The organism is Erwinia phyllosphaerae, assembly GCF_019132875.1.
Taxonomy (GTDB): Bacteria; Pseudomonadota; Gammaproteobacteria; order Enterobacterales; family Enterobacteriaceae; genus Erwinia; species Erwinia phyllosphaerae.
Window position 1 is genome coordinate 16,834 of sequence record NZ_JAHSPF010000001.1, and the last position, 25,112, is coordinate 41,945.

A 25,112-nucleotide genomic window follows, 5' to 3' on the forward strand; every position below is an offset into this window, starting at 1 on the left:
TTTATGTTTTAATTATTCTGGCTTCATGCTTTTAATCCCGCCTGGCTTAAGCCGTATTTCATTGTGTCCCTTCTTTTTTCTGACTAGCTTCCTGTGTTTTACGCAAGGCTTTTTTTAGTCAAAAAGGAGCACGACAGATGTTTAAAATATCTTTAGGGCGCACGTGCAGAAGGCAACTGCGTCAGAACGCCCCACGTTATTTTGCTGAATCCGCCGAGAAAAACTTTGCGGCTATGCAAAAACGATTGATTTTACACTCCTGGAAAATGGCACTTGAACGACAAGACTCGCTGGCTTTGCCGCTGGTTATCGGGGGAAGACATGCCAGACAGCTGCGGCCTTTGGTGATGTCATTTGTGAAAGAGCCTGCGGCTAAAATTATTGCCGGGCCGGATATTATCTCCGCCAGCCTGGTAAATAACTATCAGGCCAGATGCAATCCAGGCTTTGATATTTTGATGAAAAATTCCCATATCAATCTGGAGCTCAGCGTACCCGTACAAAATATTTTGGGCACCCATACTGAAGACAGTCAATTTCACACCAGATTACACCGTGAGATGCAGCTCGTGGATGGCCGTGAGCAAAATTATCTGCTGGCCGACCTTTTGCTGAATAAAAGCAGCGATTCAGAAAATGGAAAAGCGTTTAATGAGCTTATTCACTTTGATAAGTTTAAAAGGCAAGCGCCCGCCTACCGCTGGTCCAGCATCCTTATCGCCACTAAACCTCATGTGCTGATTTATCCTGAGATGCCCGCGACCAGTACGGTAAAGGTCAAGGCTATCCACTATTTCCCCACTAATTTAACAGGCTGGCAGCGATGCACCCGGCTTGATAATGAGTTCAGCGACCATGCCCATATGCTCAGGAGGCTTATGCTCCTGAACAATATTTACCATTTTACTTTTGGTCTGGCCAGACTCAGGCGACGGTTCGACAGCATCAATTATCTTCATCAATACCTCGTCAGCGAGTTTGGCGAGCCCGGTGGCGCAGATGGCTCTCATTTCGGGTTATACGGCGGCTGACGCACACGTAATTTTTTTGCTTTCCGTCGCTTCATTCCTCTTTTTTCCATCCTGTCCTCTGCTTTCGACTACATTCTTTGCATTCTGATGTCAAAAGCAGAGGCTATTTGTTACTATTGTTTACCCGATCGCCCTTTTAACTTCTGTTTTATCATAGACTTGTTCACGACTTCTATAGAAAACACAGCGAAACAGCCCCGGCGAAACAAAATTGCCCAAATTCTGACATTCAGGGTATTCTTACAGCAGGTTGGTTGAGACACTTTTTTATCTGATACAGGAGATTGCCCCATTGGAAGCCAGTGCTATCTATAGTCTGTTTATCATCGGTTCAGTGCTGGTAGCGGCAAGCATTTTGCTCAGTTCGTTCTCTTCTAAGCTTGGCATCCCTATTCTGGTTATCTTCCTTGCGCTGGGCATGCTGGCCGGCGTAGACGGCATCGGCGGCATCGCTTTTGATAACTACCCTGCCGCCTATCTGATCAGTAACCTGGCGCTGGCGGTTATCCTGCTGGATGGCGGCATGCGTACCCAGGCAAGCTCCTTTAAGGTAGCGCTTGGCCCTGCGCTTTCGCTCGCCACCGTTGGCGTACTGATTACCGCAGGGCTGACCGGCATGGCCGCCGCCTGGCTGTTTAACCTCAATATGATCGAAGGTTTTCTGGTGGGTGCCATCATAGGCTCAACCGATGCGGCTGCCGTTTTCTCACTGCTTGGCGGTAAAGGGCTGAACGAGCGCGTGAGCGCCACGCTGGAAATTGAATCCGGCAGCAACGATCCGATGGCGGTATTTTTAACTATTACTTTGATTGAGATGATCCAGCAGGGGCAAACCGGCCTGAGCTGGATGTTTGTGGTGCACCTGATCCAGCAGTTCGGTCTGGGAATAGCGCTGGGCCTGGGCGGCGGCTGGGCTTTATTACAGCTGATAAACCGCGTTTCGCTGGCCAGCGGGCTATATCCGCTGCTCGCCGTTAGCGGCGGCATTCTGGTTTTTGCTCTGACGACCGTATTAGAAGGCAGCGGCATTCTGGCGGTTTACCTGTGTGGTTTTGTGTTGGGCAATCGCCCTATCCGCAACCGGCACGGCATTCTGCAAACCTTTGACGGCATGGCCTGGCTGAGCCAGATAGGCATGTTCCTGGTGCTGGGGCTACTGGTCAACCCCGCCGATCTCTGGCATATCGCGCTGCCCGCCATGCTGCTGTCGCTCTGGCTGATATTATTTGCTCGCCCGCTTTCGGTGTTTGTTGGCCTGCTGCCGTTTCGCGGTTTCACTACGCGCGAACGCTTCTTTATCAGCTGGGTCGGTTTGCGCGGCGCCGTGCCGATTATTTTGGCCGTATTCCCCATGATGGCAGGCTTGCCGCACGCTTCGCTGTTTTTTAATATCGCTTTTTTCGTGGTGCTGGTTTCACTGATGGTGCAGGGAACCTCGCTGGGCTACGCCGCGCGCAAGGCCAGGGTTATCGTTCCGCCAACCGCCTCGCCCATTTCACGCGTTGGCCTGGATATTCATCCTGAAAATCCCTGGGAGCAGTTTGTTTACCAGCTGGGCGGAGATAAATGGTGCATTGGTGCCGCGCTGCGTGAATTAAAAATGCCGAGAGAGACGCGTATCGCTGCACTTTTTCGCGACAACCTGCTGCTGCATCCAACCGGAAATACGCGCCTGCGTGAAGGTGATGTACTTTGCGTTATCGGACGCGAGAAAGATCTGCCGGAGCTTGGCAAGCTGTTTAGCCAGTCGCCGCCGGTTTCGCTCGATCAGCGCTTTTTTGGTGACTTTATTCTGCAGGCCGACGCCCGTCTGCACGATATCTCTGAAATTTACGGCATTGAGCTGGATGAAGAGATTAATATGCAGCAAACGCTTGGCCAGCTGGTTGCCGGGATGATTGGTGGCGCGCCGGTAGTGGGCGATCAGGTGGAATGGAAAGAGATGATCTGGACCGTAGCGGAGAAGCAGGATAACGAAATTCTGAAAATCGGCGTGCGCATGGCTGAAGAGCGAGAATAATCCTGGCCTTATTTCGCTCGATCTCTGCGAAATAGCGACTACCCTTAAAGTTCGTGTCAGTCCACAAGGGAGAATATCATGGGTCATGTCGTAAAGATTGGTCGCTATGAAATTATCGACGCAGAGCTGGATGCACAGAACGTCGATACGGTCACTATTCCCTGCAAGACCAACCCGGGCCTGAGCTATCAGCTCGACGGGTGGGATAATGAGACCAGCGTACCTGCCTGGATTGATGGCGAACCTGTCGATCTGGCTATTGGCCATTACGATACGCAACAGGATCAATGGGTACTAAAAAAACCTGCCTGAATCGCGTTTCTACTCAATTCCTCGCCGCTGCGTTCACTCGCGGCGGCGAGCTATTATATTTGTCATATAACTGTTATTCAAAATTCATAAATTTCGCCCTGAAATTTAATTCAGCCTTTCATATTTCCCCTTCTTGTTTAAAAAGCACTTCTGCGTTTTTCGGAATATCCCGTATTAACTAACCGCGCTATCTCCTGCATACTCGATTTACTGATTCAAGATGAAACAGCCTGGTTGTGTTTCATTTATTTCTTACGAAACACACTAACGATTTAAATAGACAGCCCGTTGAAATTAAAGGCTTAATTTCAGCAGGTTTACCCCTGAACGCGTGCTTGATCCTCGTCAGGTCAGCAATCCCTTATGAAAAGAGAGCAGGCATATGGCAAGTACTCTGGTACTCAATGACCGTCGCCGCGCATTTAGCGGCACCCGAAAAAATATTATTGCCAAAGTAACGTTAAGTCTTAGCGATTTAATCTCAATTAATCTGGCCCTGTTTTTATCCGCGGTGACCGTAAGGGCTATTTGGGGGAATTTAGACGTTTTCCTCCCGCCGCAGGAAGTGCAGATTCGCTTTACCGCGCAGTTCGTTATGTCGATCGTTTGCACCGCCTGGTTCTGGATGCGGCTGCGCCATTACACCTACCGCAAACCTTTCTGGTTCGAGCTGAAAGAAATCATCAAAACGCTGGTTATTTTTTCTTTACTCGATCTGGCACTCATTGCCTTTTCAAAATGGGACTTTTCCCGCCTGTTATGGAGCTTTACCTGGGCCTATGCGTTAATCCTGGTGCCGCTCCTGCGTTCCAGCGTCAAGCATGCCATTTTGAAAGCGGGTCAGTGGCAGAAACAAACTATCATTATCGGCTCCGGTAAAAACGCCCGTGAGGCCTATGCCGCGCTGCAAAGCGAAGAGATCCTTGGCTACGAGGTCAAAGCTTTTGTGGCTTCTAACGGCCATACCGGCGCGCAAAGCCTTAACGGCGTACCGGTCATTACGGCAAAGGATATTATCTGGGACACGGTCGATCTGGAAAACACCCAGTTCATCGTGGCGATGGAGTACGAGCAGCAGGCGATGCGCGATAAGTGGCTCAAGCTGCTGTCGAAAAAGAAATGCCGTTCCGTCTCCGTTGTTCCTACACTGCGCGGCGTGCCGCTGTACGGCACCGATATGTCATTTATCTTCAGCCATGAAGTGATGATCCTGCGCGTGAGCAATAACCTGGCGAAACGCTCTTCCCGCTTCCTCAAGCGCGTGTTTGATGTGGTGGTGGCCTCGCTGCTGCTGCTGTTTCTTGCCCCCGCGTTTGGTCTGATTTGTTGGCTGGTTGGCCGTGACGGCGGCAATAAAATCTATGGCCATGAACGCGTAGGCCAGGACGGCAAGAAGTTTAAATGCCTCAAGTTCCGCTCAATGGTCACCAACTCGAAAGAGGTGCTGGAAGAGCTGCTGGCAACCAGCGCAGAAGCGCGTGAAGAATGGGATAAAGACTTCAAGCTGAAGAACGATCCACGCGTCACTAAAATCGGTGCTTTCCTGCGTAAAACCAGTCTGGATGAGCTGCCGCAGCTGTGGAACGTTATCCGCGGTGAGATGAGCCTGGTTGGGCCGCGTCCGGTTATCGAAGCCGAGCTGGAGCGTTATGCGGGCGATGTCGATTACTACCTGATGGCCAAACCCGGCATGACTGGCCTGTGGCAGGTTAGCGGCCGTAACGATATCGACTACGATACCCGCGTTTACTTCGACTCCTGGTATGTTAAAAACTGGGCACTGTGGACCGATATCGCTATTCTGTTTAAAACGGCCGGCGTCGTGCTGCGTCGCGACGGCGCATACTAAGCCAGTAAGGGGCGAAGGCGGAAGCGTCGCCCCTTAAGTTTTTCTTTTCTTTTTCCCTTCCAGTCACTACTCTGTGCGGCTTGCTTTTTACTGGACGTCGCCTGCCCGATGCAAAAATTCACGTTACTTCTTCTTAGCCTGGTGCTGCTGGCACCGCTGGGTATCGATCTTTATCTGCCGACGCTACCGGATATCGCGCTGGGGCTGAATACGCCGGTCAGCACGGTGCAAACGACTATTCCGCTGTTTCTGCTGGTGATGGGACTGGGGCAAATCGTCGCCGGGCCGCTGGTGGATAATCTGGGCAGAAAGCCGATTGCGCTGGCTGGCCTGTGCCTTTATCTGCTGGGCAGTATTCTGGCCGCTACGGCAGCGGAATGGCCGCAGTTCCTGTGCGCCCGCGTCGTACAGGGCTGCGCCGTTTGCTGTACGGCCGTGGTCGCCTTTAGCGGCGTGCGCGATCGCCTGGACGGCGACGATGCTGCTCGCGCCTATGGTTTTCTGAACGGCGCGCTAAATATTGTTCCGGCGCTGGCTCCGATGCTGGGCGGCTTTCTTGCCGAAGCATTTGGCTGGCGGGCGCCCTTCTGGTTTTTAACCGCTTACGCCTTTGTTATCGCCCTGCTGGTTATCTTCTTCTTACCGGAAACTCGCCCCGCCGGCACGCTTGCGGTTAAAGGTATTCCACTACGCCAGTACTGGCAGATCCTGCGGCAGCCGCGCTTTCTGGCGTTCGCCTTTGCCAACGCCGGTGCGCTGGGCATGGTGCTGACCTACGTTTCGCTGGCACCCCAGGTGCTGATGACGGAAGGTAAGCTCTCGGCGCTACAGTTTTCCATTGCTTTTGGTGCTAACGGCTTCTGGATTATGTTGGTTAGCGTGCTGGTGAATAAAATGATCCGCAAAGTGGGCCGTCCGATTTGTCTGGCGGTTGGCAGCCTGGCCATGGCGCTGGGCGCGCTCACCCTGATGGGCGGCGTCGCGCTATTCCCGGCCGACTGGCAGACCAGCTGGGCGCTATATATGTTGCCTGTCGCTATTTCCGTAGCCGGTCTGGCCTTTACCGTTGGCCCCGCCACCAGCTATGCGCTGGAACCTTATCAGCAGCAGGCGGGCGTGGCTTCCGCGCTGGCTGGGTTTATCCAGATGGCTGGCGGCGCTTCCGGCGGCCTGCTGGTGATGGCGTTGCCGATGGCGGAGAAATCCGCGCTGGCATTGATGATGGTCGTGGGCGCATTGCTGACCGGAACGGCGTGGTACTACAGTAAAAAAGTGCGCGGTACGCTGACCGCGCTATAGGCTTAAACGACTTTTACCGGTACACGAGGTGCCAGAGCGCACATCAGCTCATAACCTACGGTACCGGCAGCTTTCGCCACTTCGTCAATCCTGATGTTATTGCCCCACAGTTCAACCTGGCTACCAATGCCCGCCTGGTGACAAGGCGTCAGATCCACCGTGATCATATCCATCGAGACCGCGCCAACAACCCGGGTACGGACGCCATCTACCCAAACCGGCGTGCCGGTTGGCGCATGGCGCGGATAGCCATCGGCATAGCCACAGGCAATGACGCCAATGCGCTGCTCGCCGCTGGCGCGATAGCGCGCGCCGTAGCCCACCCCGTCGCCACGCTTGAGCAACTGGATACCGATGATTTCGCTGTTCAGCGTCATGGCCGACCGCAACCCGCTGCTGGCAATATCCTGCCAGTCGCCGCTCGGCGAGGCACCATACAGAATAATGCCGGGCCGTACCCAGTCGTAATGCGTTTCGCTGTGCCACAGCGTGGCCGCCGAGTTCGCCAGCGAGCGCGGACAGTCCAGCCCTTCTGCCGCATGGTTGATGCGCATCATCGGTGCTGCGATACCTTCGCTGCTCTCTGCCTCAGCAAAATGCGCCATCAGCGTGATTTCACCGACGTTGGGCAAGGTTTTAAGCTTCTGCCACGCCTGGTGAACCTGCTCCGGCTGAAAACCGAGCCGGTTCATGCCGCTGTTCATTTTTAAATAAATATCCAGCGGTGCCGAGAGCTTTGCCTTCGCCAGCGCCTGAATTTGCCAGTTACTGTGCACGCTGGTGGTCAGGCGATAGCGATCGAGAAGCGGCAGCTCGTCGGCATGGAAAAAGCCTTCCAGCAGCAGAATGGGCTTACTCCAGCCGCTGTCGCGCAGCAAAATAGCCTCTTCAAGATTAAGCAGCGCAAAACCGTCTGTAGCAGATAAACTTTGCCAGACGCGCGCAATGCCGTGACCGTAAGCGTTGGCTTTTACCACTGACCAGATGCGTGAATGCGGCGCAGCCTGGCGGGCAACGGCCAGATTATGCCGCAGCGCGCCGGTATCAATGGTTGCGACAATAGGACGAGACATAACTTCTCCTGTTTTTGTGCAAACTAACGGGCGCCGTGCAGAATGTGGCCCGCCGCCGGGGAGAACCCGGGCAGATAACGCATAACTGACAGATCGTCCGCCGCGATGGCGGGGGTACGTCCGGAGATAATATCAGAAAGCAGCTGGCCGGAGCCGCAGGCCATCGTCCAACCGAGCGTTCCGTGACCAGTATTGAGATAAAGATTTTTAAACGGCGTGCGGCCAACGATCGGCGTACCGTCCGGCGTCATCGGCCGCAGCCCGGTCCAGAACGTTGCCTGCGCAATGTCACCGCCCTGCGGATAGAGATCCCGTACCACCATCTCCAGCGTTTCGCGCCTGGCCGGAAGCAGCTTTGTGTTAAAGCCCACGATTTCCGCCATGCCGCCGACGCGTATACGATTATCAAAACGCGTAATGGCAACTTTGTACGTCTCGTCCAGTACGGTGGAGACCGGTGCGGCCGCGGCATCCCCGATCGGAATAGTCAGCGAATAACCTTTTAACGGGTAAACCGGGATATCTACAATACCGTCCATCAGCGCCCGGGAATAAGAACCAAAGGCTACGACGTAAGCGTCAGCCTTAATGATTTCGGCACCGCATTTTACACCTGCAATTTGGTTATGTTCCTGCAATAGCGCATCGACCGGCGTGTTAAAACGGAAGGTAACGCCCGCCGCTTTCGCCATTTCCGCCAGCTGTCGGGTAAATAGCTGGCAGTCGCCCGTTTCGTCATTTGGCAAACGCAGCCCGCCGGTCAGTAAATGCTTTGTCGTGGCCAGGGCAGGTTCGACATCGGCCAGCTGGCTGGCTTCCAGCAGTTCATAAGGCACGCCCGCCTCTTTCAGCACGGCAATATCTTTAGTGGCGCTTTCAAACTGTTGTGCGGTACGAAAAAGCTGTAGCGTGCCGCCCTGTCGTCCTTCATAAGCAATACCGGTTTCCTGGCGCAGCGCTTTAAGACAGTCGCGGCTGTATTCAGCAATACGCACCATCCGGCTTTTATTTTGCTGGTAATGGTCGATATCGCAGTTACGTAACATTTGCCACATCCACGCCAGCTGAAAACGGCTGCCATCGGGACGGATGGCCAGAGGCGCATGGCGCTGAAACATCCATTTAACCGCCTTTAGCGGCACGCCAGGCGCGGCCCAGGGCGCGGCGTAACCCGGTGAAATCTGTCCGGCATTGCCCGCGCTGGTTTCCAGGGCCACGTCGGGCTGACGATCGATAACCGTCACTTCATGCCCGCTTTGCGCCAGATACCAGGCGCTGGCCACGCCCACCACGCCACTTCCCAGAATGACAATTCGCATCGCTACCCCATCGCCGTTTACAAAAGATGAATACACTGGATGCATGCGGCTGCTGCGGTGAAAAAAGCTATAAGGAGGCAGCGAGCGACATGCGAAGATTTTGCTTCTCTTTTTTACCCTGGAGGGGAATAAAAACAAGATGCGCTGGTTAATTTAGAGTTAAATATTGCATTAATGTCTTCAAGAGCAGCAAATAATTGCAAATGAATAATTTTTCTCTTTCGGCAGCAGAATATTATTACGCCATATTTTTCCCTTATATACAGGATATTATCCTGCGCCAGTTATTATTTTTTCGCCTTTGCCTGACGTTAAAAGGAATTTCGGCTTTCGGCTCTATTTTCTGTTGAAGATTTCGATTGTATTCGTCGGAGCTATCGGAGAGAGTGAACTATCATTGAGTTAATGGCTTCAATTCCAGGCTTGTCGGAGGTCACGGCAGGCCAGCATGAAAACGGACCGTTTGCTATATCGGAAACCGGTTTTAAAAAAGGGGTGCGCTATGACGACTATCTTTGATGAGTCCATGACCAAAAGCCAGCGACTCAGTGACGGGCCAGACTGGACGTTCGATCTGCTGGATGTTTACCTGGCAGAAATTGACCGCGTTGCCAAACTTTACCGGCTGGATACCTATCCCCATCAGATTGAAGTCATTACTTCAGAGCAGATGATGGATGCTTATTCCAGCGTGGGCATGCCGATTAACTACGCGCACTGGTCTTTCGGTAAAAAGTTTATCGAAACCGAGCAGCGCTATAAGCACGGGCAGCAGGGCCTTGCTTATGAGATCGTGATTAATTCCAATCCCTGTATCGCCTATCTGATGGAAGAAAACACCATTACCATGCAGGCGCTGGTGATGGCGCACGCCTGTTACGGGCACAATTCCTTTTTCAAAAATAACTATCTGTTCCGTAGCTGGACGGATGCCAGCTCTATTGTCGACTACCTGATTTTTGCCCGTAACTATATCAGTGAATGTGAAGAGCGTTACGGCGTGGAAGAAGTAGAAAAGCTGCTGGACTCCTGCCACGCGCTGATGAACTACGGCGTGGATCGTTATAAAAGACCGCAAAAAATTTCGTTACAGGAAGAGAAAGCCCGCCAGCGCAGCCGCGAAGAGTATCTGCAAAGCCAGGTGAATATGCTGTGGCGCACGCTGCCAAGGCGTGAGGCGGAATTTACCCAGGCCCAGGCCGCGCGCTATCCGAGCGAGCCACAGGAAAACCTGCTCTACTTTATGGAAAAAAACGCCCCGCTGCTGGAGTCGTGGCAGCGCGAAATTTTGCGTATCGTGCGTAAGGTCAGCCAGTATTTTTATCCGCAGAAGCAAACGCAGGTGATGAACGAAGGCTGGGCGACCTTCTGGCACTACACCATCCTGAACCATCTGTATGATGAGGGTAAGGTCAGCGAACGCTTTATGCTGGAGTTTCTGCACAGCCATACCAACGTGGTCTTCCAGCCGCCTTACAACAGCCAGTGGTATAACGGCATTAACCCTTATGCGCTGGGTTTCGCTATGTTCCAGGATATTAAGCGGATCTGTCAGGAGCCAACGGAGGAAGATCGCTACTGGTTCCCGGATATTGCCGGGTCCGACTGGCTGGAGACGCTGCACTTTGCCATGCGTGAATTTAAGGACGAAAGCTTTATCAGCCAGTTCCTTTCGCCCAAAGTGATGCGCGATTTCCGGCTGTTTACGGTGATGGACGACGACCGTAATAACTTCCTGGAAATTGCCGCTATTCACGACGAGGCGGGCTATCGGGCCATTCGCCAACAGCTTTCCGCGCAGTATAACCTGAGTAACCTGGAACCGAACATTCAGGTTTACGATGTGGACTTGCGCGGTGACCGTTCGCTGAAGCTGCGCTACGTCCCACACAGCCGCGCACCGCTGGATAAAAGCCGCCGCGAGGTGCTGAAGCACGTGCATCGCCTGTGGGGTTTTGATGTATATCTGGAGCAGCAAAATGAGGATGGCAGTACGGAAATCCTCGATCGCTGTCCACCTCGCCCTTCCTCGCTTTAATCCTTTAACCGGTTCTGCGGAACCGGTTTATCTCAAAGCTTAGTTAGCCGACTAGCGGTGGCTGTTCAGCTCTGTCGGCATACTGTTTTGCATGTTATGCCAGATTTCACCGCTGCGATGCCCGTAATCACGTACGGTTTCCACAATTTTATCTAACTGCTGATTCTGACAAATGGTCAGCAGCTGCTGATAAAATTCTCGCGCCAGGCTGCGCGCTTCCGGATTAGAGAAATAGTGGCGGCCAACGCGAGTATAAAGCCCTTTCAGGCCGTTCAGAATCAGACCATAAACAGGATTACCGGAGGCGAAAGCCAGGCCGCGGAATACGTTGTAATCCAGTTCGGTATAGGTTTCTGCCTTATCGGCAACGTTAAGAGCGGTAAGCAGGACTTCCGTGGCCTTTTCGGGATGGATACGTATTGCGCGGCGGATAAAGACTGAGGAGATATCGGTACGAACAGAAAGCAGGCTGTCAATCAACTGCGGCACGCTGTCATGGTCAAGGCGAGCCAGCGTTTCCAGAATATTCAGACCCGAGGTTTCCCAGAAGTTATTCACTTTGGTCGGTTTGCCATGCTGGATAGTTAACCAGCCATCCCGCGCCAGCCGCTGGAGGACTTCACGCAAGGTTGTGCGGGTGACGCCAATCAGCTCTGACAGCTCGCGTTCGGCAGGGAGAATTGAGCCGGGCGGAAAACGATTATTCCAGATGCTCTCAATAATATATTCTTCAGCGAAACCCGCAGGGCTTTGCGCCTTAATGACCATAGCGTATTGTTTCCGTTGCGTTCGGGGCGGCAAAATTTCGGCCATCATAGCAGATGGTTTCGCCGTCACCTAGACTGTGCGGCACGTTAAACGGCTTAAGATCGCCCATTTGCTCAAAATAATTGTTTATTGTGAAGCGCTGTTTAATCTTTTGTTCTGTCAGTGCTCTTTTCCCTTCCGGTTAAAAACATTTTTTTACACCACGCCGCACCCGCCACGGTTTTCAGTCAGTTAAATTTGATTCAGACTGGCTGGCACGGCAGGCCTTTTAGTTTACACTGCCGATTCAACGCTAACCACATGGATAGATTATGTTGCGATATTTAAATAGCTGTTCTCAAGGTCGCGGTGCCTGGCTGTTAATGGCCCTGACGGCTTTTATTCTGGAAATGGTTGCCCTTTACTTCCAGCACGTTATGTTGCTTAAGCCTTGTGTCATGTGCATCTATGAACGCTGTGCGCTATTTGGGGTACTGGGGGCTTCTTTAGTCGGCGCCGTTGCGCCAAAAACGCCGCTACGCTGGGTGGCCATCCTGATTTGGATCTATAGCGCTGTGGAAGGTTTACGCCTTGCATGGGAGCACACCATGATTCAGCTTCACCCTAATCCGTTTGTAACCTGTGATTTTGCTGCCCGCTTCCCTCAGTGGCTGCCGCTGGATAAATGGCTGCCTTCGGTATTTGTGGCTACCGGCGACTGTGCAGAAAAGCAGTGGTCGTTATTTTCTCTGGGCATGCCGCAGTGGCTGATAGTGATTTTTGCCGCTTATCTTATCGTGGCGCTGGCGGTGCTGGTGGCGCAATTTTTCCCGCAAAAAAGACGCGATCTTTTCTCACGCTAAAGGTGCGACAGGTCAGGGTAGCGGCTACGCTTTAAGCACCATCGGCTTAAAAACAGGGATCCTATGAAAAACATTATGTTGGCACTCTCATTTACCCTTTCCGTTACGCTGCTTTCCGGCTGCGCCCACTGGGGCGCCAATGACACACACAGTCCACCGCCAGCCCCACCGAGCGGCCAGCAACCGCCAGGCGCGCCTGGCGGAAGCGGTCCGGTTGGTCAACCTCAGGGATAGGGCTTACCTTATTTCCTCCGCTCGGGGCAGAAGACATTATTACTGGCCCCAGGGATGCGGCAGCGATGCTGCATCCTGATTTCGCAGCACGCTGCGGTCATCATTCAGGAATGCATGCCGTTATGCACTACCTCCAGCACGTGTCCCAGATCGGCGACCTCAATCTGCCCGGAAGCCGAAGCATCGCCAACCATGCCAAACGTCAGCGCGGAACCAGACAGTTCTCCGCTTATCCGTGACAGCACGCCCAAATCGCCCATTGCCATCGTCAGCAGTGGTTTTTGCGCATGGTGCTGATACATCTCCAGCGTGGCGTTCAACAGCGTCAGCACATCCGCCGCATCCTCAGGCATCGCTGCCAGCTTCAGCACGTCGGCACCGCGCTGCTGCTGTTCACGCAGGCGCGAAACAATTTCCTGAGCAGAAGGTGTACTATGCAGTTCGTGATTTGAGAGAACTACGTGTTTACCGTTCTGATGCGCCAGTTCGATCAGGGGGTCGGTTAACGCCCTGTCGCGATACATTTCAATATCCAGCAGATCGAACTGCCCGTCAGTTAACAGAGTACGGTATAGCGCAGCATACTCTTTATCGCCGATAGCCTTTTTGCCACCCTCTGCTTTGGTGCGAAACGTTACCAGCAGCAGCTTGTTATCAAGACGGGACGAGACTTCGCGCGTTAACCTTGCTATTGCACCAGCATCGCTGGCGTTATCCAGCGGATCGATACGCAGCTCCAGCAGATGAAAATCCTCGCGCCCCGCTACCTTATCAACGAATTTTAAAACTTCTTTTTCGCTACTGGCCGTGGTGGGGATAATTACCTTCGGTTGCCCTTCGCCAATCGCGATATTTTTAAGCTTTAAGACCGGTTGACTGGACCGTGAGGGCTTTGTTGAGGGGCTGGCAGGCAGCGTCGCGCTGGTTGCGGTTGAAGACATGAGCGACAGTGCGACAAGCGCGCCTCCGGAACCGATAAATTCTCTGCGATGCATAAGAGCTACCTCCTGATAAGGAAAAAGATTTAAGCATAGCAAAACAAATCAGGCGGATAGCCCACGGCCAGGTTTGGCAGATGCGTCGCCAGCGCGGCGCGACGGTACAAAGTTAACGGATGTTATGGCAATCGTACGAGCCGGAGATTTTTATCTGGCTGCGGCTGCTGCGCATTACTTCAACATCCAGCGTCGCCTCGCCCTTTTTATTCTGATAGGCCATGCCGTAATCACCCTGAAATTTAGTGGCGGCAACCGTCCAGTGCATTTTTACGTTATTGCTATCTCCTTTCTGCTGCAAAAACACAACCTTTTGATGACGTGTTTTCATGCCGTCAACGGTGGCCCAACCGCCATCTGCCGTCTGACCAGCCAGATGAAAGGGGCCACACTGCACGTCGGCAAAGGCAAACAGCGGCAGAGAAAAAGTAATGGCTACGACGGTGCGGGAAATAAGCTTCATTTTTATCCTGTCTTGATAGCAAAAAGGCGTTCACCCAGGCTACCTGGCGTAACAGCGTAGCCTGTTGATTAGATGGATAGCATCTTTAATAAGATTAGTTGATGTGAGGGGGATCTGTATTTTGCAATATGCGATCGCGAACTGACTTATCACCCTGATCAGTATGCTAACCACATCACAGAGTATCACTGCGTATGAAGATATGCTCAGGTATGCGTCCATATAGTCTGTTCAAATTTCCAGGATCTACATTATGTTACCCCAGATTATCATTGAGAGCGATTTAGCAACTGGAAAAGACGTTTAATGAAGGAGAAATCGTGTCTGTTTACCTGAAATTTCAATATTTGTGCTGTGCGTGACAATGACCATTTTTCACCTGGCCCATAAAAAAATTTTTTTGCTCTCTGGATTCGCACTGTTAATCCAGGGTTTCGTTAATGCTGTGACTGGCCTGACAGCAGGTTAATAATCTTAAGAGACGTTTGGGTGAGGGAAAACAGCATGATGGAAGAAATTATTTCTTATGTTTACCCCACTCTTTTGAGAGAGGGAATGTCAGCCAGTGAAACGTACCCGCCTCAACTGTCTATCACTCCTGACACAAAAGATGGAACACATACTTTGGCAGTAACAGCTGCTTTTATACTGCAACAAGTAGGCATGTATTACATGGAGGTTGGAGTTTACAGGCATGATGAGTCGGTTATTGCTAGTCCTTCTCGCTCTGGCTTAATCGAGACTAAATTTTATGAGCAAACTCAAACATCAAGACTACTGACGATTTACTCAATGATTGCATCTGGAGTAGACCTGTCTGTTGAAGGAATTTACAGGATTTCAGTGAAAGCTTACAGGAGCAAAGACGGGATAAGAAATGAGCTTCCCGCTGCTGAAAATGAATGCTTTTTCTATGTCTCTTATAGGGCTTAAAAGGATGCCAGACAACATATTGCAATACATAGCCCCCACCCATAAACCGGTTGCACGAACAGACAGTGAAGATCATAATCCTGAATATGGCAGCGGTAACGGTGGAGGGAATGATATGCTTGACAGAATTAAAGTACTTGAAGAAAAAACATCAGCCCTGGCTGTTGATGTTGCTGTGTTAAAAGAAACAGTTGCAACAAAAGAATCTTTACACAAAGAGCTAAATTCTCAGACATGGAAAATAGTCTTAGCTCTGGTCATTACCGTTTTGATTGCCGTTCTTTCTAAGTACTTTATCAGGTAACTTTGCCTGCGAAGCGGTAACCCGCCGGGTTATTGCGTTCGCGACAGCCCATTCCGCCGCTTGATTGCTATCAATTTATTGGGCAGCACGTTAGCCCTGTAACTCCATGCCATAGATATCCGTTACTATTTTGCTCGCAGCCTCGTTGCGCTTTTTGTTGAGGCTCCCGATCACTTACGCCGGCAACGCTCTGAGCATTTCCGCACGTCATCCCAGCACTTTTCCCACTTCTTACGCCAGGTAAAGGGCCGACCGCAAACCGTACAGATTTTTGTTGGGAGTTCACTTTTCTTCATCAAGAGTCTCCTGCAGTCAGAACGGGACACATATAATTTTAGATAACTTTTAGTATCGGGACAGAGAGGCACACCGCTTCGATTGGCTTTTATACGCCAGATTTATCAGGTATGCCCCACCCAAGCCCCAGAGTAACGCCAGCTAAGCAATTAATCCTTCCAGATCAATCTACTTACCGTACCAGCGCGGCTTATTGATAATGTGATCTTCCCAGTCCTGCACTTCGCTTTCCCGTACGGCGATATGGCGAACGGAAATGCGTGCTGCATGCATTGCGGCTTTGCCGCCGCTGCGCAGCGGATGCCAGACCGGCAGGTTCTTGCCTTCGGCCAGCACGCGGTAGGCGCAGCTGGGCGGCAGCCAGGAAAAGGTGGGCAGATTGTCACGCGTTAACTTGATGCAGTCCTCTTCCAGTTCGAAGCGGCGCTCATAGTTACGGCACTGGCAGGTTTTAATGTTCAGCTGGTTACAGGCGACGTTGGTGAAATAGATCTCATCCGTGTCGGCATCCTGCAGTTTGTTAAGACAGCACTGGCCACAGCCGTCGCACAGGGATTCCCATTCCTCGTCGCTCATTTGTTCCAGCGTTTTTTGCTGCCAGAAAGGGGTATCGTTCATTTTGCTGTCCTGTTTGAGTAAAAGCCCGCACCTTATAAACAGTTCGGGCCCTGGTTGCAAGCTCTACAGTACGCGAGTTGCCACGCCGCGTCCGCCGAGCGAGACTTCAAGCGTGTCGCCAGAGAACATCGGCCCCACGCCTTCTGGCGTGCCGGTCAGTATGATATCGCCCGCGCGCAGCGTAAAAAACTGGCTCATGTAGGCGATCAGCGGCAGAATTTTATGGATCATATCTTCCGTTGAGCCCTGCTGACGTACTTCGCCGTTTACCACCAGCTTTAGCTCGATATTTTGCGGATCTGCACCCAGCTCGCTGGCCGGAATAAAACCGGAAACCGGACAAGAGTTATCAAACCCTTTGGCTTTTTCCCATGGCTGTCCGGCTTTTTTACAGCCCGCCTGCACGTCACGCAAGGTCAAATCGAGCGCAACACCGTAACCGGCAATAGCTTTTGCCACATGCTCTTCTGAAGCGTGCTTGAGCGTAGAGCCAATCAGTACCGCCAGCTCGACTTCGTGATGAACCGCGCCCAGATCTTTGGGAATCGACAGCGGCTGGCGGATATCGCAAAGCGCCGTTTCCGGCTTGATAAACAGCACCGGGTCAGACGGCGTTGCGCTGCCCATTTCTTTAATATGCTTAGCATAGTTGCTGCCTACGCAAACCACTTTGCTCACCGGATAATCCAACAAAGCGCCCTGCCAGTTATGATGCTGATACATACTGTTCTCCTGCTTTTAGCGTTGTGGTCAGCGGACCCCATCCTGTTGAGCAATGGCGTCGGCCATCATGCCGATACTGATAGCGAAATAATAAGAGCGATTCCAGTGCATAATGACACGGAAATTGTCATAAACCATAAATGCGCGCCCGGCCGCGTCGTCAGGCATGATAATCCATGCACGCTGCGTAGCGTCCGGTAAGGCGGTTCCGTTTATCTGTACGCCCATGCTTTGCCACTCCGCTACCGTTTTAGCCTGGCTGGTTTTCAGCCCGCCCAGCTCTGGCGCAAAGCCTGCGGGAAGCGTCACCTCTTGCCCCCAGCTCTGGCCCGGTTTCCAGCCTTCGGTCGCCAGGTAGTTAGCTGTCGAAGCAAACACATCATCGGTGTCATTCCAGATATCGATGCGGCCATCGCCATCTCCGTCCGCGCCATAGCGCAGGAAAGATGACGGCATAAATTGATTCTGCCCCATTGCGCCTGCCCAGGAGCCTTTCATTTCCCCGGCGTCGATATGTTGCTGTTGAATAATTTGCAGCGCGGAGAGCAGCTCTTTAGTGAAGAAAGCCTCGCGACGGCCTTCAAACGCCAGCGTCGCCAGCGCGGAAATCACCTCTTCCCGCCCCTGAATTTTGCCGAAGTTGCTCTCCATGGCCCAGAGCGCCACGATATACTGCGGCTGAACGCCGTAGCGCTGGCTTACCGGCTGTAAGCTTGCCTGATACTGCTGGAAATTTTCGCGAGCGCGCTGTTTTTTCGCTTCTGGCAACACGCGTGCAAGATAGTCATCCAGCGTAATTTTCTTTTCCAGCTGGTTACGATCGGAAGAGATAGCACGATCGACAAAGTGAATATTATTGAAGGCAGCGTCAAGGGTGGCCTGGTCGATACCTTTTGCGCGCGCCTGATTTTTCAGCTGTTCGACATAGGCGGGAAATTCTGCCGGATCGCGTCCGGAGGCGGCCAGCGTCGTTTTTGCCGGCTGGGCAGTTGCGCCCGGTTTTTTTTCAAGGGCCTTGCTGCTTTGAGTGGCGCAGCCAGCCAGCAGCAGGGAGAAAATAAACGTGGTAAGAAAGGTATGCTTCATGCGACGTCCTTTTACTTTCTCGCCCGCCGCTAAATAAATCCGCTGGGAAGAACAACGGCGGGGATATATTTTTGTGCAGATGATTCCTAATTAATCTTTTTTACCTTTTTCAAGGTGAATCTTAAGCAGACTTTCCAGCGGCGGTGGCACCTGTAAATAGTAACCTTGCTCAACAAGCGCGGCTTTTACTTTAGCCTGGTCCGCATTGGCCAGGCGTTTGCTGCCGTCAAGCGGCAACAGCATTGCCAGCTGCGGTTTCCCGAAACCCTTAAGCAACTCTTCCGGAACGCGCGAAAAATCGTCTTTTTTTTCAACATAAAGATAAGTCTGGTCGCGTTTAGGGCTTCTGTAGATCACACAAAACATATTTTTTACTCGAATTAACCTGGATGGTGGCTTGCCTGAATATAGCAGTAACTATAACATGCTTGCAGAACTTCGGAATATTGTCCTAATGCGTTTAAATGTCAGTCTGAAGGGCATATTTTCGCTGGGATATGAAATAACAGGACTGAGCGCGACAGATGTCACAAACGCCAATTGAGTTAAAGGGCAGCAGTTTTACTCTGTCTGTTGTCCACTTACACCACCATGATGCGGATGTGGTGCGCCAGGCGCTTCAGGATAAGGTCAATCAGGCGCCCGCTTTCCTGCAAAACGCCCCGGTCGTTCTGAACGTCTCCTCGCTGACCAGCGACGTTAACTGGCGGCAGATGCAGCAGGCCATCGTGTCTACCGGACTGCATATTGTCGGCGTTAGCGGCTGCAAAGATGAATCCCTAAAGCGCGTTATCAGCCGGGCCGGCCTGCCGCTGTTGTCAGAAGGCAAAGGGCAAAGGCCCGCGCCGGAAGTCGCCGAGCCTGCGAAGCCTGTTGAACTTCCCGCAGCCAGAACGCGGGTCGTTAACACGCCTATTCGTTCCGGCCAGCAGATTTACGCTAAAAACAGCGATCTGATCGTCACCAGCAGCGTCAGCGCCGGTGCCGAACTCATTGCCGACGGCAATATTCATATCTACGGCATGATGCGTGGCCGTGCGCTGGCGGGTGCCGGCGGCGATCGCGACTGCCAGATTTTTTGTACGAATTTGTCAGCAGAGCTGGTTTCCATTGCCGGTGAATACTGGATTATGGATGAAATCCCTGCTGAATTTTTTGGAAAAGCGTCACGTCTTTGCTTAAAAGACGGCGTTTTGACTATACAGACACTGAACTGAGCCAGGCTCACGAGCCCTTTCTTTTCTTAAGGAAATTACTATATGGCACGCATTATTGTTGTTACATCGGGTAAAGGAGGCGTGGGCAAGACCACGTCCAGCGCGGCCATCGCTACCGGTTTAGCCCAGAAAGGTAAAAAAACCGTCGTGATCGATTTTGATATCGGTCTGCGTAATCTGGATCTGATCATGGGCTGTGAGCGTCGGGTAGTCTACGACTTTGTTAACGTTATTCAGGGCGACGCGTCGCTGAACCAGGCGCTAATCAAAGACAAGCGTACTGAACATCTTTATATTCTGCCCGCTTCGCAAACGCGTGATAAAGACGCATTAACGCGCGAAGGCGTTGAAAAAGTGCTGAATGATTTAACCGCGATGGATTTTGACTTTATCGTCTGCGATTCACCGGCCGGTATCGAAACCGGCGCGCTGATGGCGCTCTATTTCGCTGATGAAGCCATCATCACCACCAATCCGGAAGTCTCATCCGTACGCGACTCTGACCGTATCCTCGGCATTCTTTCTTCCAAATCCCGCCGTGCTGAAAACGGTCAGGACCCGATCAAAGAGCATCTGCTGCTGACCCGTTACAATCCGGGCCGCGTTAGCCGTGGCGACATGCTAAGTATGGAAGACGTGCTGGAAATCCTGCGCATTCCGCTGGCGGGCGTTATTCCGGAAGATCAGTCCGTGCTGCGCGCCTCGAATCAGGGCGAGCCTGTGATACTGGACACCGATTCTGACGCGGGCAAAGCCTATGCTGACACCGTCGACCGTATTCTTGGCGAAGAACGTCCCTTCCGCTTCATTGAAGAAGAGAAGAAGGGTTTCCTGAAACGCCTGTTTGGGGGATAAACCATGGCCTTACTTGACTTCTTTTTATCCCGAAAAAAGAGCACAGCCAATATAGCCAAGGAACGGCTGCAAATCATCGTGGCAGAGCGCAGGAGGGGCGACGCCGAGCCCCACTATCTGCCACAGTTGAAGAAGGATCTGCTGGAAGTCATCTGTAGATATGTGAAGATTGACCCGGAGATGCTCAGCGTCAAGCTGGATCAGAAAGATGATGACATCTCTATTCTGGAACTCAACGTGACGCTGCCAGAGGCAGAAGAAACCACGAAATGACCTTTCCCGTGCCTGATTTTCCCCTGCTGTTTTGCAGGGGAAAAAGGGTTACGGCCAGGCAGTCTCGCTGTTTTATCCGGCCAGCGCCTCGTATTCCGCCAGCAGCGACATAATATCGTCGTGTAGCAGTTCGCCTCGCCAGCCGTCGAGCAGCTCAGGTTTTTTCACCGGCTTTAACTTCCAGTGCCAGTTCAGCAGCTGGTTGATTTGCCGACGTGAAGCCAGTAGCTCCTGGCTAACGCCATGCTTTTCCGCCGCTTCCGCCATCAGCGCTTTCAGCGCCTTAAAGACTTTTTTATAGGCAGGATTATCGACCAGGTTAGCCAGCGGTTCCGGCAGCTCGCTTTCCGGCAGTTCATTCGCCTGCGCCACTAGCGCCACCAGCGTTTTGCCATGAAAACGAATTTCCTGCCCGGCCAGGCCAAGATGGTCCAGTTCGGCCAGCGAACCCGGCATAAAGCGCGCCACTTTCCACAGGTTTTCTTCGCGCACGACGAAGTTAACGGCCATGTCTTTTTCGCGCGCCAGCTCCAGCCGCCAGGCGGCCATCAGGCGCAGCGCGGCCAGCTGACGGGGACGCAGCTGCCAGGCATTGGTGATATCACGGTACGCTTCTTCTGGCGCAACCACGGCCTGACGTCGCTGACACAGTAGCGCGCACTCATTCAACGCCGCTTTCAGTTTTCCGGCCGCTTCGGCTTCCGCCATCAACTTCTGCGCAATCGGCAGCAGGTAATAAACATCCGCAGCCGCATACTGGCACTGCTTCTCGGTCAGCGGACGCGCCAGCCAGTCTGTACGTGATTCGCTTTTATCCAGCGCGATGCCGGTAAAAGATTCCACGATAGTAGCAAAACCGCAGGAAAGCGGCCGGCCGGTAAAGGCGGCCAGAATCTGGGTATCGATCATGGGTTCCGGCAAGACGCCATATTTGTGCAGGAAAACTTCCAGATCTTCGCTACCGGCATGCAGGAATTTGATCACAGCCTTGTCAAGGATTAGCTCGCGAAACGGCGTCCAGTCGGTAACAGGCAGGGGATCGATCAGCGCAATATTTTCACCGTCAAACAGCTGAATCAGTCCAAGACCGGGATAATAGGTGCGGGTGCGGACAAACTCAGTATCCAGCGCCACGGCGGGAACCTGACGGGCTGCATGGCAAACGTCCGCCAGCGCCTCGTTGGTGGTTATCATGGTGTAATTCAAAGTGATCCTCTCGCTGGGGCTTTTTATGCCCCAGTGTAGTTCATTAAAAAAGCCGGCTTAACCGGCTTAGAGGTTACGTATAACGCGCCAGGCTAGTGCGTGCTTTGTTCGTCACGCAGTTCCCGGCGTAAAATTTTACCGACGTTGGTTTTCGGTAGTTCATCACGAAATTCAACGATCTTAGGAATTTTATATCCGGTCAGATGTTTCTTACAGTGGGCAATTAACTCTTCTTTGGTCAGTGAAGCATCTTTCTTCACCACGCAGATTTTTACCGTCTCGCCCGCTATCGGCTCTGGTACGCCTACCGCTGCGGCTTCGCGCACTTTCGGGTGCAGCATAACCACATCTTCTATCTCGTTAGGATATACGTTAAAACCGGAAACCAGGATCATATCTTTTTTACGATCGACGATGCGAATAAATCCTTCCTCATCAACGGTAACAATATCGCCGCTGTGCAGCCAACCATTTTTCAGCACTTCATCCGTGGCCTGCGGGTGCTGCCAGTAGCCCCGCATCACCTGCGGGCCTTTAATGCACAGCTCGCCAGGGCCGCCCGGCACTTCGTTGCCTTCGCTATCCACGATGCGGACATCGGTAGAGGGCACCGGTAATCCAATGCTGCCGCTGTGATAGCGAATATCATAAGGGTTGACCGACACCAGCGGCGAGCACTCGGTCAGGCCATAGCCTTCCAGCAAATAGTGCCCGGTCAGCTTTTCCCAGCGCTCCGCGACCGCTTTTTGTACCGCCATGCCGCCACCAGCGGAAAGGGAAAGGCTCGAAAAGTCCAGCCGATGGAAATTTTCATCATTTAATAGCGCGTTGAACAGCGTGTTCACGCCGGTAATGGCGGTAAAGCGAATTTTCGCCAGCTCTTTCACCATGCCCGGAATGTCGCGAGGATTAGTAATCAGCAGATTGGCGCCGCCCAGATCGATAAACAGCAGGCAGTTTACGGTCAGGGCGAAGATATGATAAAGCGGCAGCGCGGTGACGACCGTCTCCTTACCCTCTTTCAGCAGCGAGCCATAGGTAGCCTTGGTCTGCTCAAGATTGGCCTGCATGTTCCGGTGGGTCAGCATTGCGCCTTTCGCCACGCCGGTTGTGCCGCCGGTATATTGTAGAAAGGCCAGATCTTCATTAGCGATCTCAGGCCGCACATACTGCAATTGTTCACCTTTATGCAGCGCACGGCGAAAAGAGATAGCGCCAGGCAAATGGTATTTGGGTACCATCCGCTTAACGTAGCGCACCACAAAGTTAACCAGCGTTCCCTTTGCCGGTGAAAGCTGATCGCCGAGGCGAGTTAAAATGACGTGCTTAAGCTGCGTTTTCGCTACCACCTTTTCCAGCGTATGGGCAAAGTTGGACACGATGATAATAGCGCTGGCCCCGCTGTCGTTAAGCTGATGCTCAAGCTCTCGCGGTGTATAAAGAGGATTAACGTTAACCACTACCATCCCGGCCCGCAAAATGCCGAACAGCGCGATGGGATACTGCAGCAGATTAGGCATCATTAAAGCGACGCGATCGCCTTTTTTCAGGCCCAGCTCTTGCTGCAGCCAGGCGGCAAAAGCGCGGCTGCGCTCTTCCAGCTGGCGATAGGTCATCGTCTGCCCCATGTTAATAAAGGCGGGCTGGTCGGCATAGCGCTGGGCGGCATGTTCAAAAAGGTCAATCAGGGAAGGAAAGCGGTCGGCGTCAATTTCAGCCGGAACGTCTGCGGGATAGCGGTTAAGCCAGACCTTGTTCACGGAAACTCCTCGGAAACTTGTATTTATTGTCATCACAACCCCTGCCCCACGCCGTTAATTAACATTATATTAACTCAGCGTACCAGTTTGTCGGGTGGTTCTGTTTTAGGGTTGCGAAGCGTATCACTAATTTGATTTCGTCCTGAAATGCAAAAAAACAACCCGACGCTTGTGGGCAACCGTCGGGTTGGCAATTTACTGCGTAACGATTATTCGGTCAGGATAGTCTGCACTTCTGCCGGACCTTGATTATAAAACATGGTGCCCGGCGGCGGCCCCCAGTAACCGCCACGATGGCGTCCGCGCGGCGGCCCGTACCAGATCCACGGATCCATTGGCGGCTGTGGTGAAACGACCTGCTGCGTCAGCCGCCAGCGCTGATAGCCCGTCACCGCGACCGTAACAAACTGATAGGAAGCCTGGCCAATCTGGCCTTTCTCCGTGCCCTTGATCGTCCCTACCACCGTGACCATCTGGCTATTTAGATCGACAGGGTCGGCAAAACCATGGATATCCGCATAGATACGCCCGATGGAAGGCGTGCCCAGAATCGGACGCCCGCTCTCGTCCAGACGCATAGCGGCAATTTCGAGACGGGTAAGGCCATCTTTGTTGGTAACTTTGACTACCTTACCGCCGAAACGAGACTCCTGACCTACATATATCTGTGGCGCATTAAGCACCCGCGCCAAATCCTGTTGTGGCGTGGGCGATGTACCTTTAATCGAATCCGGCACGCTGACGCAACCCGCCAGTAGCAGGGAAACCAGCAGCAAACTTCCTGACCGTAACAACAGATTTTTACGCATAAAACTCTCCTGTGACCCTAACTGCTTGGACTCCTTCCGTACCGATTAGTTGCTGAGTTTACTCCCTTCCCGGCAATTTTTTCCATGTCACTTCGTTACGTAAATAGGTAGGTTCTGCTTCCTCCGGCGCCACGGTTTTTCCTGCCGCCAGCTCGAGCGCCGCCAGCGGGATCATATCTTCCGCACACGGCAGTAATACTTCTGTTGGCTGCAGGGTCAACGCGCTGTCGGCGCTCAGCTGCGGATAAGCCTGCCAGCCCGTGCCGACCATCGCCCAGCGCCCTTCCAGCTGCGCCATACGTTGCAGAGCCGCTTCCGGCTTGAGTACCGCTTCCGTGGCCTCTCCCTGCCAGACGCCCTGTTCGTCGCGCTGATATTCCGCCCAGTAAACCTCGCCCATCCGCGCATCGATGGCGGCCAGCACGCGGCTCGCCTGCTGCAGACGCCAGGCGCTCTGCGCCATGGTCTTCAGCGTGGAAACGCCAATCATTGGCAGCAGCGCGCCAAACGCCAGCCCCTGAGCGATACCTGTGCCGATACGCACGCCGGTAAAGCTGCCGGGCCCCTTGCCGAACGCCAGCGCATCCAGCTCGTTTAAGGTTGTTTCTCCCTGCAGGAGCAGCGCCTGCACCATGGGCAAAATACGCTGCGTATGCTCACGGGCGCACAGCTCGAAATGGGCCGTGACCTGGTCATTCTTTAACAGCGCTACCGAGCAGGCTTCGGTAGCCGTATCAATAGCTAAAATTTGCGTGGACATACTTACCTCTGGCGGGGGGAAAATTTCG

General features: G+C 52.8%; 27 protein-coding genes. 13 read left to right on the plus strand and 14 right to left on the minus strand.

The genetic code is table 11. The features are described from left to right. Positions 1 to 137: 137 nt before the first annotated feature. The 5 genes from KUE00_RS00085 to KUE00_RS00105 all read left to right on the plus strand — a co-directional run bounded on the left by KUE00_RS00085 (position 138) and on the right by KUE00_RS00105 (position 6,511). Positions 138 to 1,031, plus strand: a complete 894-nt coding sequence (locus KUE00_RS00085; protein WP_246757468.1) for a hypothetical protein — start codon at positions 138 to 140, stop codon at positions 1,029 to 1,031. A 292-nt stretch (positions 1,032 to 1,323) separates the two neighbouring features. Beyond that, the gene (locus tag KUE00_RS00090) at positions 1,324 to 3,051 is read left to right on the plus strand and encodes a potassium/proton antiporter (RefSeq protein WP_246757469.1); all 1,728 of its coding nucleotides are present in this window, start codon (positions 1,324 to 1,326) and stop codon (positions 3,049 to 3,051) included. Positions 3,052 to 3,129: 78 nt separating this feature from the next. Continuing rightward, entirely contained in the window at positions 3,130 to 3,363 is a 234-nt protein-coding gene (locus KUE00_RS00095; RefSeq protein ID WP_246757470.1) for a DUF1480 family protein, read from the plus strand. 382 nt (positions 3,364 to 3,745) lie between these two features. Beyond that, positions 3,746 to 5,212 carry an undecaprenyl-phosphate galactose phosphotransferase WbaP gene (gene wbaP / locus KUE00_RS00100; RefSeq protein ID WP_246757471.1) on the plus strand — a complete coding sequence of 489 codons (1,467 nt, stop codon included), beginning with the start codon at positions 3,746 to 3,748 and terminating at the stop codon, positions 5,210 to 5,212. A 108-nt stretch (positions 5,213 to 5,320) separates the two neighbouring features. After that, the gene (locus tag KUE00_RS00105; RefSeq protein ID WP_246757472.1) at positions 5,321 to 6,511 is read left to right on the plus strand and encodes a multidrug effflux MFS transporter; all 1,191 of its coding nucleotides are present in this window, start codon (positions 5,321 to 5,323) and stop codon (positions 6,509 to 6,511) included. Positions 6,512 to 6,513: 2 nt separating this feature from the next. Here the strand turns inward: KUE00_RS00105 and dadX are convergent, their stop codons facing one another. Both dadX and KUE00_RS00115 read right to left on the minus strand, forming a co-directional pair. Next, positions 6,514 to 7,584, minus strand: coding sequence for a catabolic alanine racemase DadX (gene dadX / locus KUE00_RS00110; RefSeq protein WP_246757473.1), 1,071 nt, complete (start codon positions 7,582 to 7,584; stop codon positions 6,514 to 6,516). Between the two features lie 23 nt (positions 7,585 to 7,607). Beyond that, positions 7,608 to 8,903, minus strand: coding sequence for a D-amino acid dehydrogenase (locus KUE00_RS00115; RefSeq protein WP_246757474.1), 1,296 nt, complete (start codon positions 8,901 to 8,903; stop codon positions 7,608 to 7,610). Positions 8,904 to 9,405: 502 nt separating this feature from the next. Between KUE00_RS00115 and KUE00_RS00120 the strand changes: the two genes are divergently transcribed. Next, on the plus strand, positions 9,406 to 10,941 hold the full coding sequence (locus KUE00_RS00120) for a SpoVR family protein (RefSeq protein ID WP_246757475.1): 1,536 nt from the start codon (positions 9,406 to 9,408) through the stop codon (positions 10,939 to 10,941). 51 nt (positions 10,942 to 10,992) lie between these two features. Here the strand turns inward: KUE00_RS00120 and fadR are convergent, their stop codons facing one another. Beyond that, positions 10,993 to 11,709, minus strand: coding sequence for a fatty acid metabolism transcriptional regulator FadR (gene fadR / locus KUE00_RS00125; protein WP_246757476.1), 717 nt, complete (start codon positions 11,707 to 11,709; stop codon positions 10,993 to 10,995). Between the two features lie 311 nt (positions 11,710 to 12,020). Here fadR and dsbB point away from each other — a divergent pair, with 311 nt between their 5' ends. Both dsbB and KUE00_RS00135 read left to right on the plus strand, forming a co-directional pair. Then, the gene (gene dsbB / locus KUE00_RS00130) at positions 12,021 to 12,551 is read left to right on the plus strand and encodes a disulfide bond formation protein DsbB (protein ID WP_246757477.1); all 531 of its coding nucleotides are present in this window, start codon (positions 12,021 to 12,023) and stop codon (positions 12,549 to 12,551) included. A gap of 63 nt (positions 12,552 to 12,614) precedes the next feature. Beyond that, complete coding sequence (locus tag KUE00_RS00135) at positions 12,615 to 12,785, plus strand: hypothetical protein (protein ID WP_246757478.1); 171 nt, start codon at positions 12,615 to 12,617, stop codon at positions 12,783 to 12,785. Between the two features lie 104 nt (positions 12,786 to 12,889). Here KUE00_RS00135 and aroD read toward each other — a convergent pair whose 3' ends face one another. Both aroD and KUE00_RS00145 read right to left on the minus strand, forming a co-directional pair. Next, positions 12,890 to 13,780: a type I 3-dehydroquinate dehydratase gene (aroD, locus tag KUE00_RS00140; RefSeq protein WP_246757479.1), complete on the minus strand. Its 891-nt coding sequence runs from the start codon at positions 13,778 to 13,780 to the stop codon at positions 12,890 to 12,892. Positions 13,781 to 13,892: 112 nt separating this feature from the next. Continuing rightward, positions 13,893 to 14,243, minus strand: a complete 351-nt coding sequence (locus KUE00_RS00145) for a hypothetical protein (RefSeq protein ID WP_246757480.1) — start codon at positions 14,241 to 14,243, stop codon at positions 13,893 to 13,895. Positions 14,244 to 14,747: 504 nt separating this feature from the next. Here KUE00_RS00145 and KUE00_RS00150 point away from each other — a divergent pair. Both KUE00_RS00150 and KUE00_RS00155 read left to right on the plus strand, forming a co-directional pair. After that, positions 14,748 to 15,176, plus strand: a complete 429-nt coding sequence (locus KUE00_RS00150) for a hypothetical protein (protein WP_246757481.1) — start codon at positions 14,748 to 14,750, stop codon at positions 15,174 to 15,176. 4 nt (positions 15,177 to 15,180) lie between these two features. Next, positions 15,181 to 15,480: a hypothetical protein gene (locus KUE00_RS00155; RefSeq protein ID WP_246757482.1), complete on the plus strand. Its 300-nt coding sequence runs from the start codon at positions 15,181 to 15,183 to the stop codon at positions 15,478 to 15,480. A 170-nt stretch (positions 15,481 to 15,650) separates the two neighbouring features. Here the strand turns inward: KUE00_RS00155 and KUE00_RS00160 are convergent, their stop codons facing one another. The 5 genes from KUE00_RS00160 to KUE00_RS00180 form a co-directional block, all read right to left on the minus strand. Further along, complete coding sequence (locus KUE00_RS00160; protein ID WP_246757483.1) at positions 15,651 to 15,776, minus strand: DUF2256 domain-containing protein; 126 nt, start codon at positions 15,774 to 15,776, stop codon at positions 15,651 to 15,653. A gap of 169 nt (positions 15,777 to 15,945) precedes the next feature. Beyond that, positions 15,946 to 16,395: a YcgN family cysteine cluster protein gene (locus KUE00_RS00165; RefSeq protein WP_246757484.1), complete on the minus strand. Its 450-nt coding sequence runs from the start codon at positions 16,393 to 16,395 to the stop codon at positions 15,946 to 15,948. A 63-nt stretch (positions 16,396 to 16,458) separates the two neighbouring features. After that, complete coding sequence (locus KUE00_RS00170) at positions 16,459 to 17,118, minus strand: fumarylacetoacetate hydrolase family protein (protein ID WP_246757485.1); 660 nt, start codon at positions 17,116 to 17,118, stop codon at positions 16,459 to 16,461. Positions 17,119 to 17,145: 27 nt separating this feature from the next. Continuing rightward, entirely contained in the window at positions 17,146 to 18,204 is a 1,059-nt protein-coding gene (locus KUE00_RS00175) for a lytic murein transglycosylase (protein ID WP_246757486.1), read from the minus strand. Positions 18,205 to 18,294: 90 nt separating this feature from the next. Continuing rightward, positions 18,295 to 18,570: a YcgL domain-containing protein gene (locus tag KUE00_RS00180; protein WP_246757487.1), complete on the minus strand. Its 276-nt coding sequence runs from the start codon at positions 18,568 to 18,570 to the stop codon at positions 18,295 to 18,297. Positions 18,571 to 18,728: 158 nt separating this feature from the next. Between KUE00_RS00180 and minC the strand changes: the two genes are divergently transcribed. Genes minC through minE form a run of 3 tightly spaced genes read left to right on the plus strand, consistent with a single transcriptional unit; the run spans position 18,729 to position 20,549 of the window. Next, on the plus strand, positions 18,729 to 19,421 hold the full coding sequence (minC, locus tag KUE00_RS00185; RefSeq protein ID WP_246757488.1) for a septum site-determining protein MinC: 693 nt from the start codon (positions 18,729 to 18,731) through the stop codon (positions 19,419 to 19,421). Between the two features lie 42 nt (positions 19,422 to 19,463). Beyond that, positions 19,464 to 20,276 carry a septum site-determining protein MinD gene (gene minD / locus KUE00_RS00190; RefSeq protein ID WP_246757489.1) on the plus strand — a complete coding sequence of 271 codons (813 nt, stop codon included), beginning with the start codon at positions 19,464 to 19,466 and terminating at the stop codon, positions 20,274 to 20,276. A 3-nt stretch (positions 20,277 to 20,279) separates the two neighbouring features. Further along, positions 20,280 to 20,549: a cell division topological specificity factor MinE gene (minE, locus tag KUE00_RS00195; protein ID WP_246757490.1), complete on the plus strand. Its 270-nt coding sequence runs from the start codon at positions 20,280 to 20,282 to the stop codon at positions 20,547 to 20,549. A gap of 72 nt (positions 20,550 to 20,621) precedes the next feature. On the opposite strand, the gene rnd is transcribed toward minE, so the two are convergent. The 4 genes from rnd to tsaB form a co-directional block, all read right to left on the minus strand. Further along, complete coding sequence (rnd, locus tag KUE00_RS00200) at positions 20,622 to 21,743, minus strand: ribonuclease D (protein ID WP_246758048.1); 1,122 nt, start codon at positions 21,741 to 21,743, stop codon at positions 20,622 to 20,624. 104 nt (positions 21,744 to 21,847) lie between these two features. Beyond that, entirely contained in the window at positions 21,848 to 23,515 is a 1,668-nt protein-coding gene (fadD, locus tag KUE00_RS00205; protein WP_246757491.1) for a long-chain-fatty-acid--CoA ligase FadD, read from the minus strand. 209 nt (positions 23,516 to 23,724) lie between these two features. Then, a complete protein-coding gene (locus KUE00_RS00210) occupies positions 23,725 to 24,324 on the minus strand; it encodes a Slp family lipoprotein (RefSeq protein WP_246757492.1) in 600 nt (199 codons plus the stop codon). A gap of 58 nt (positions 24,325 to 24,382) precedes the next feature. Further along, a complete protein-coding gene (gene tsaB / locus KUE00_RS00215) occupies positions 24,383 to 25,084 on the minus strand; it encodes a tRNA (adenosine(37)-N6)-threonylcarbamoyltransferase complex dimerization subunit type 1 TsaB (RefSeq protein ID WP_246757493.1) in 702 nt (233 codons plus the stop codon). Between the last annotated feature and the right edge of the window lie 28 nt (positions 25,085 to 25,112).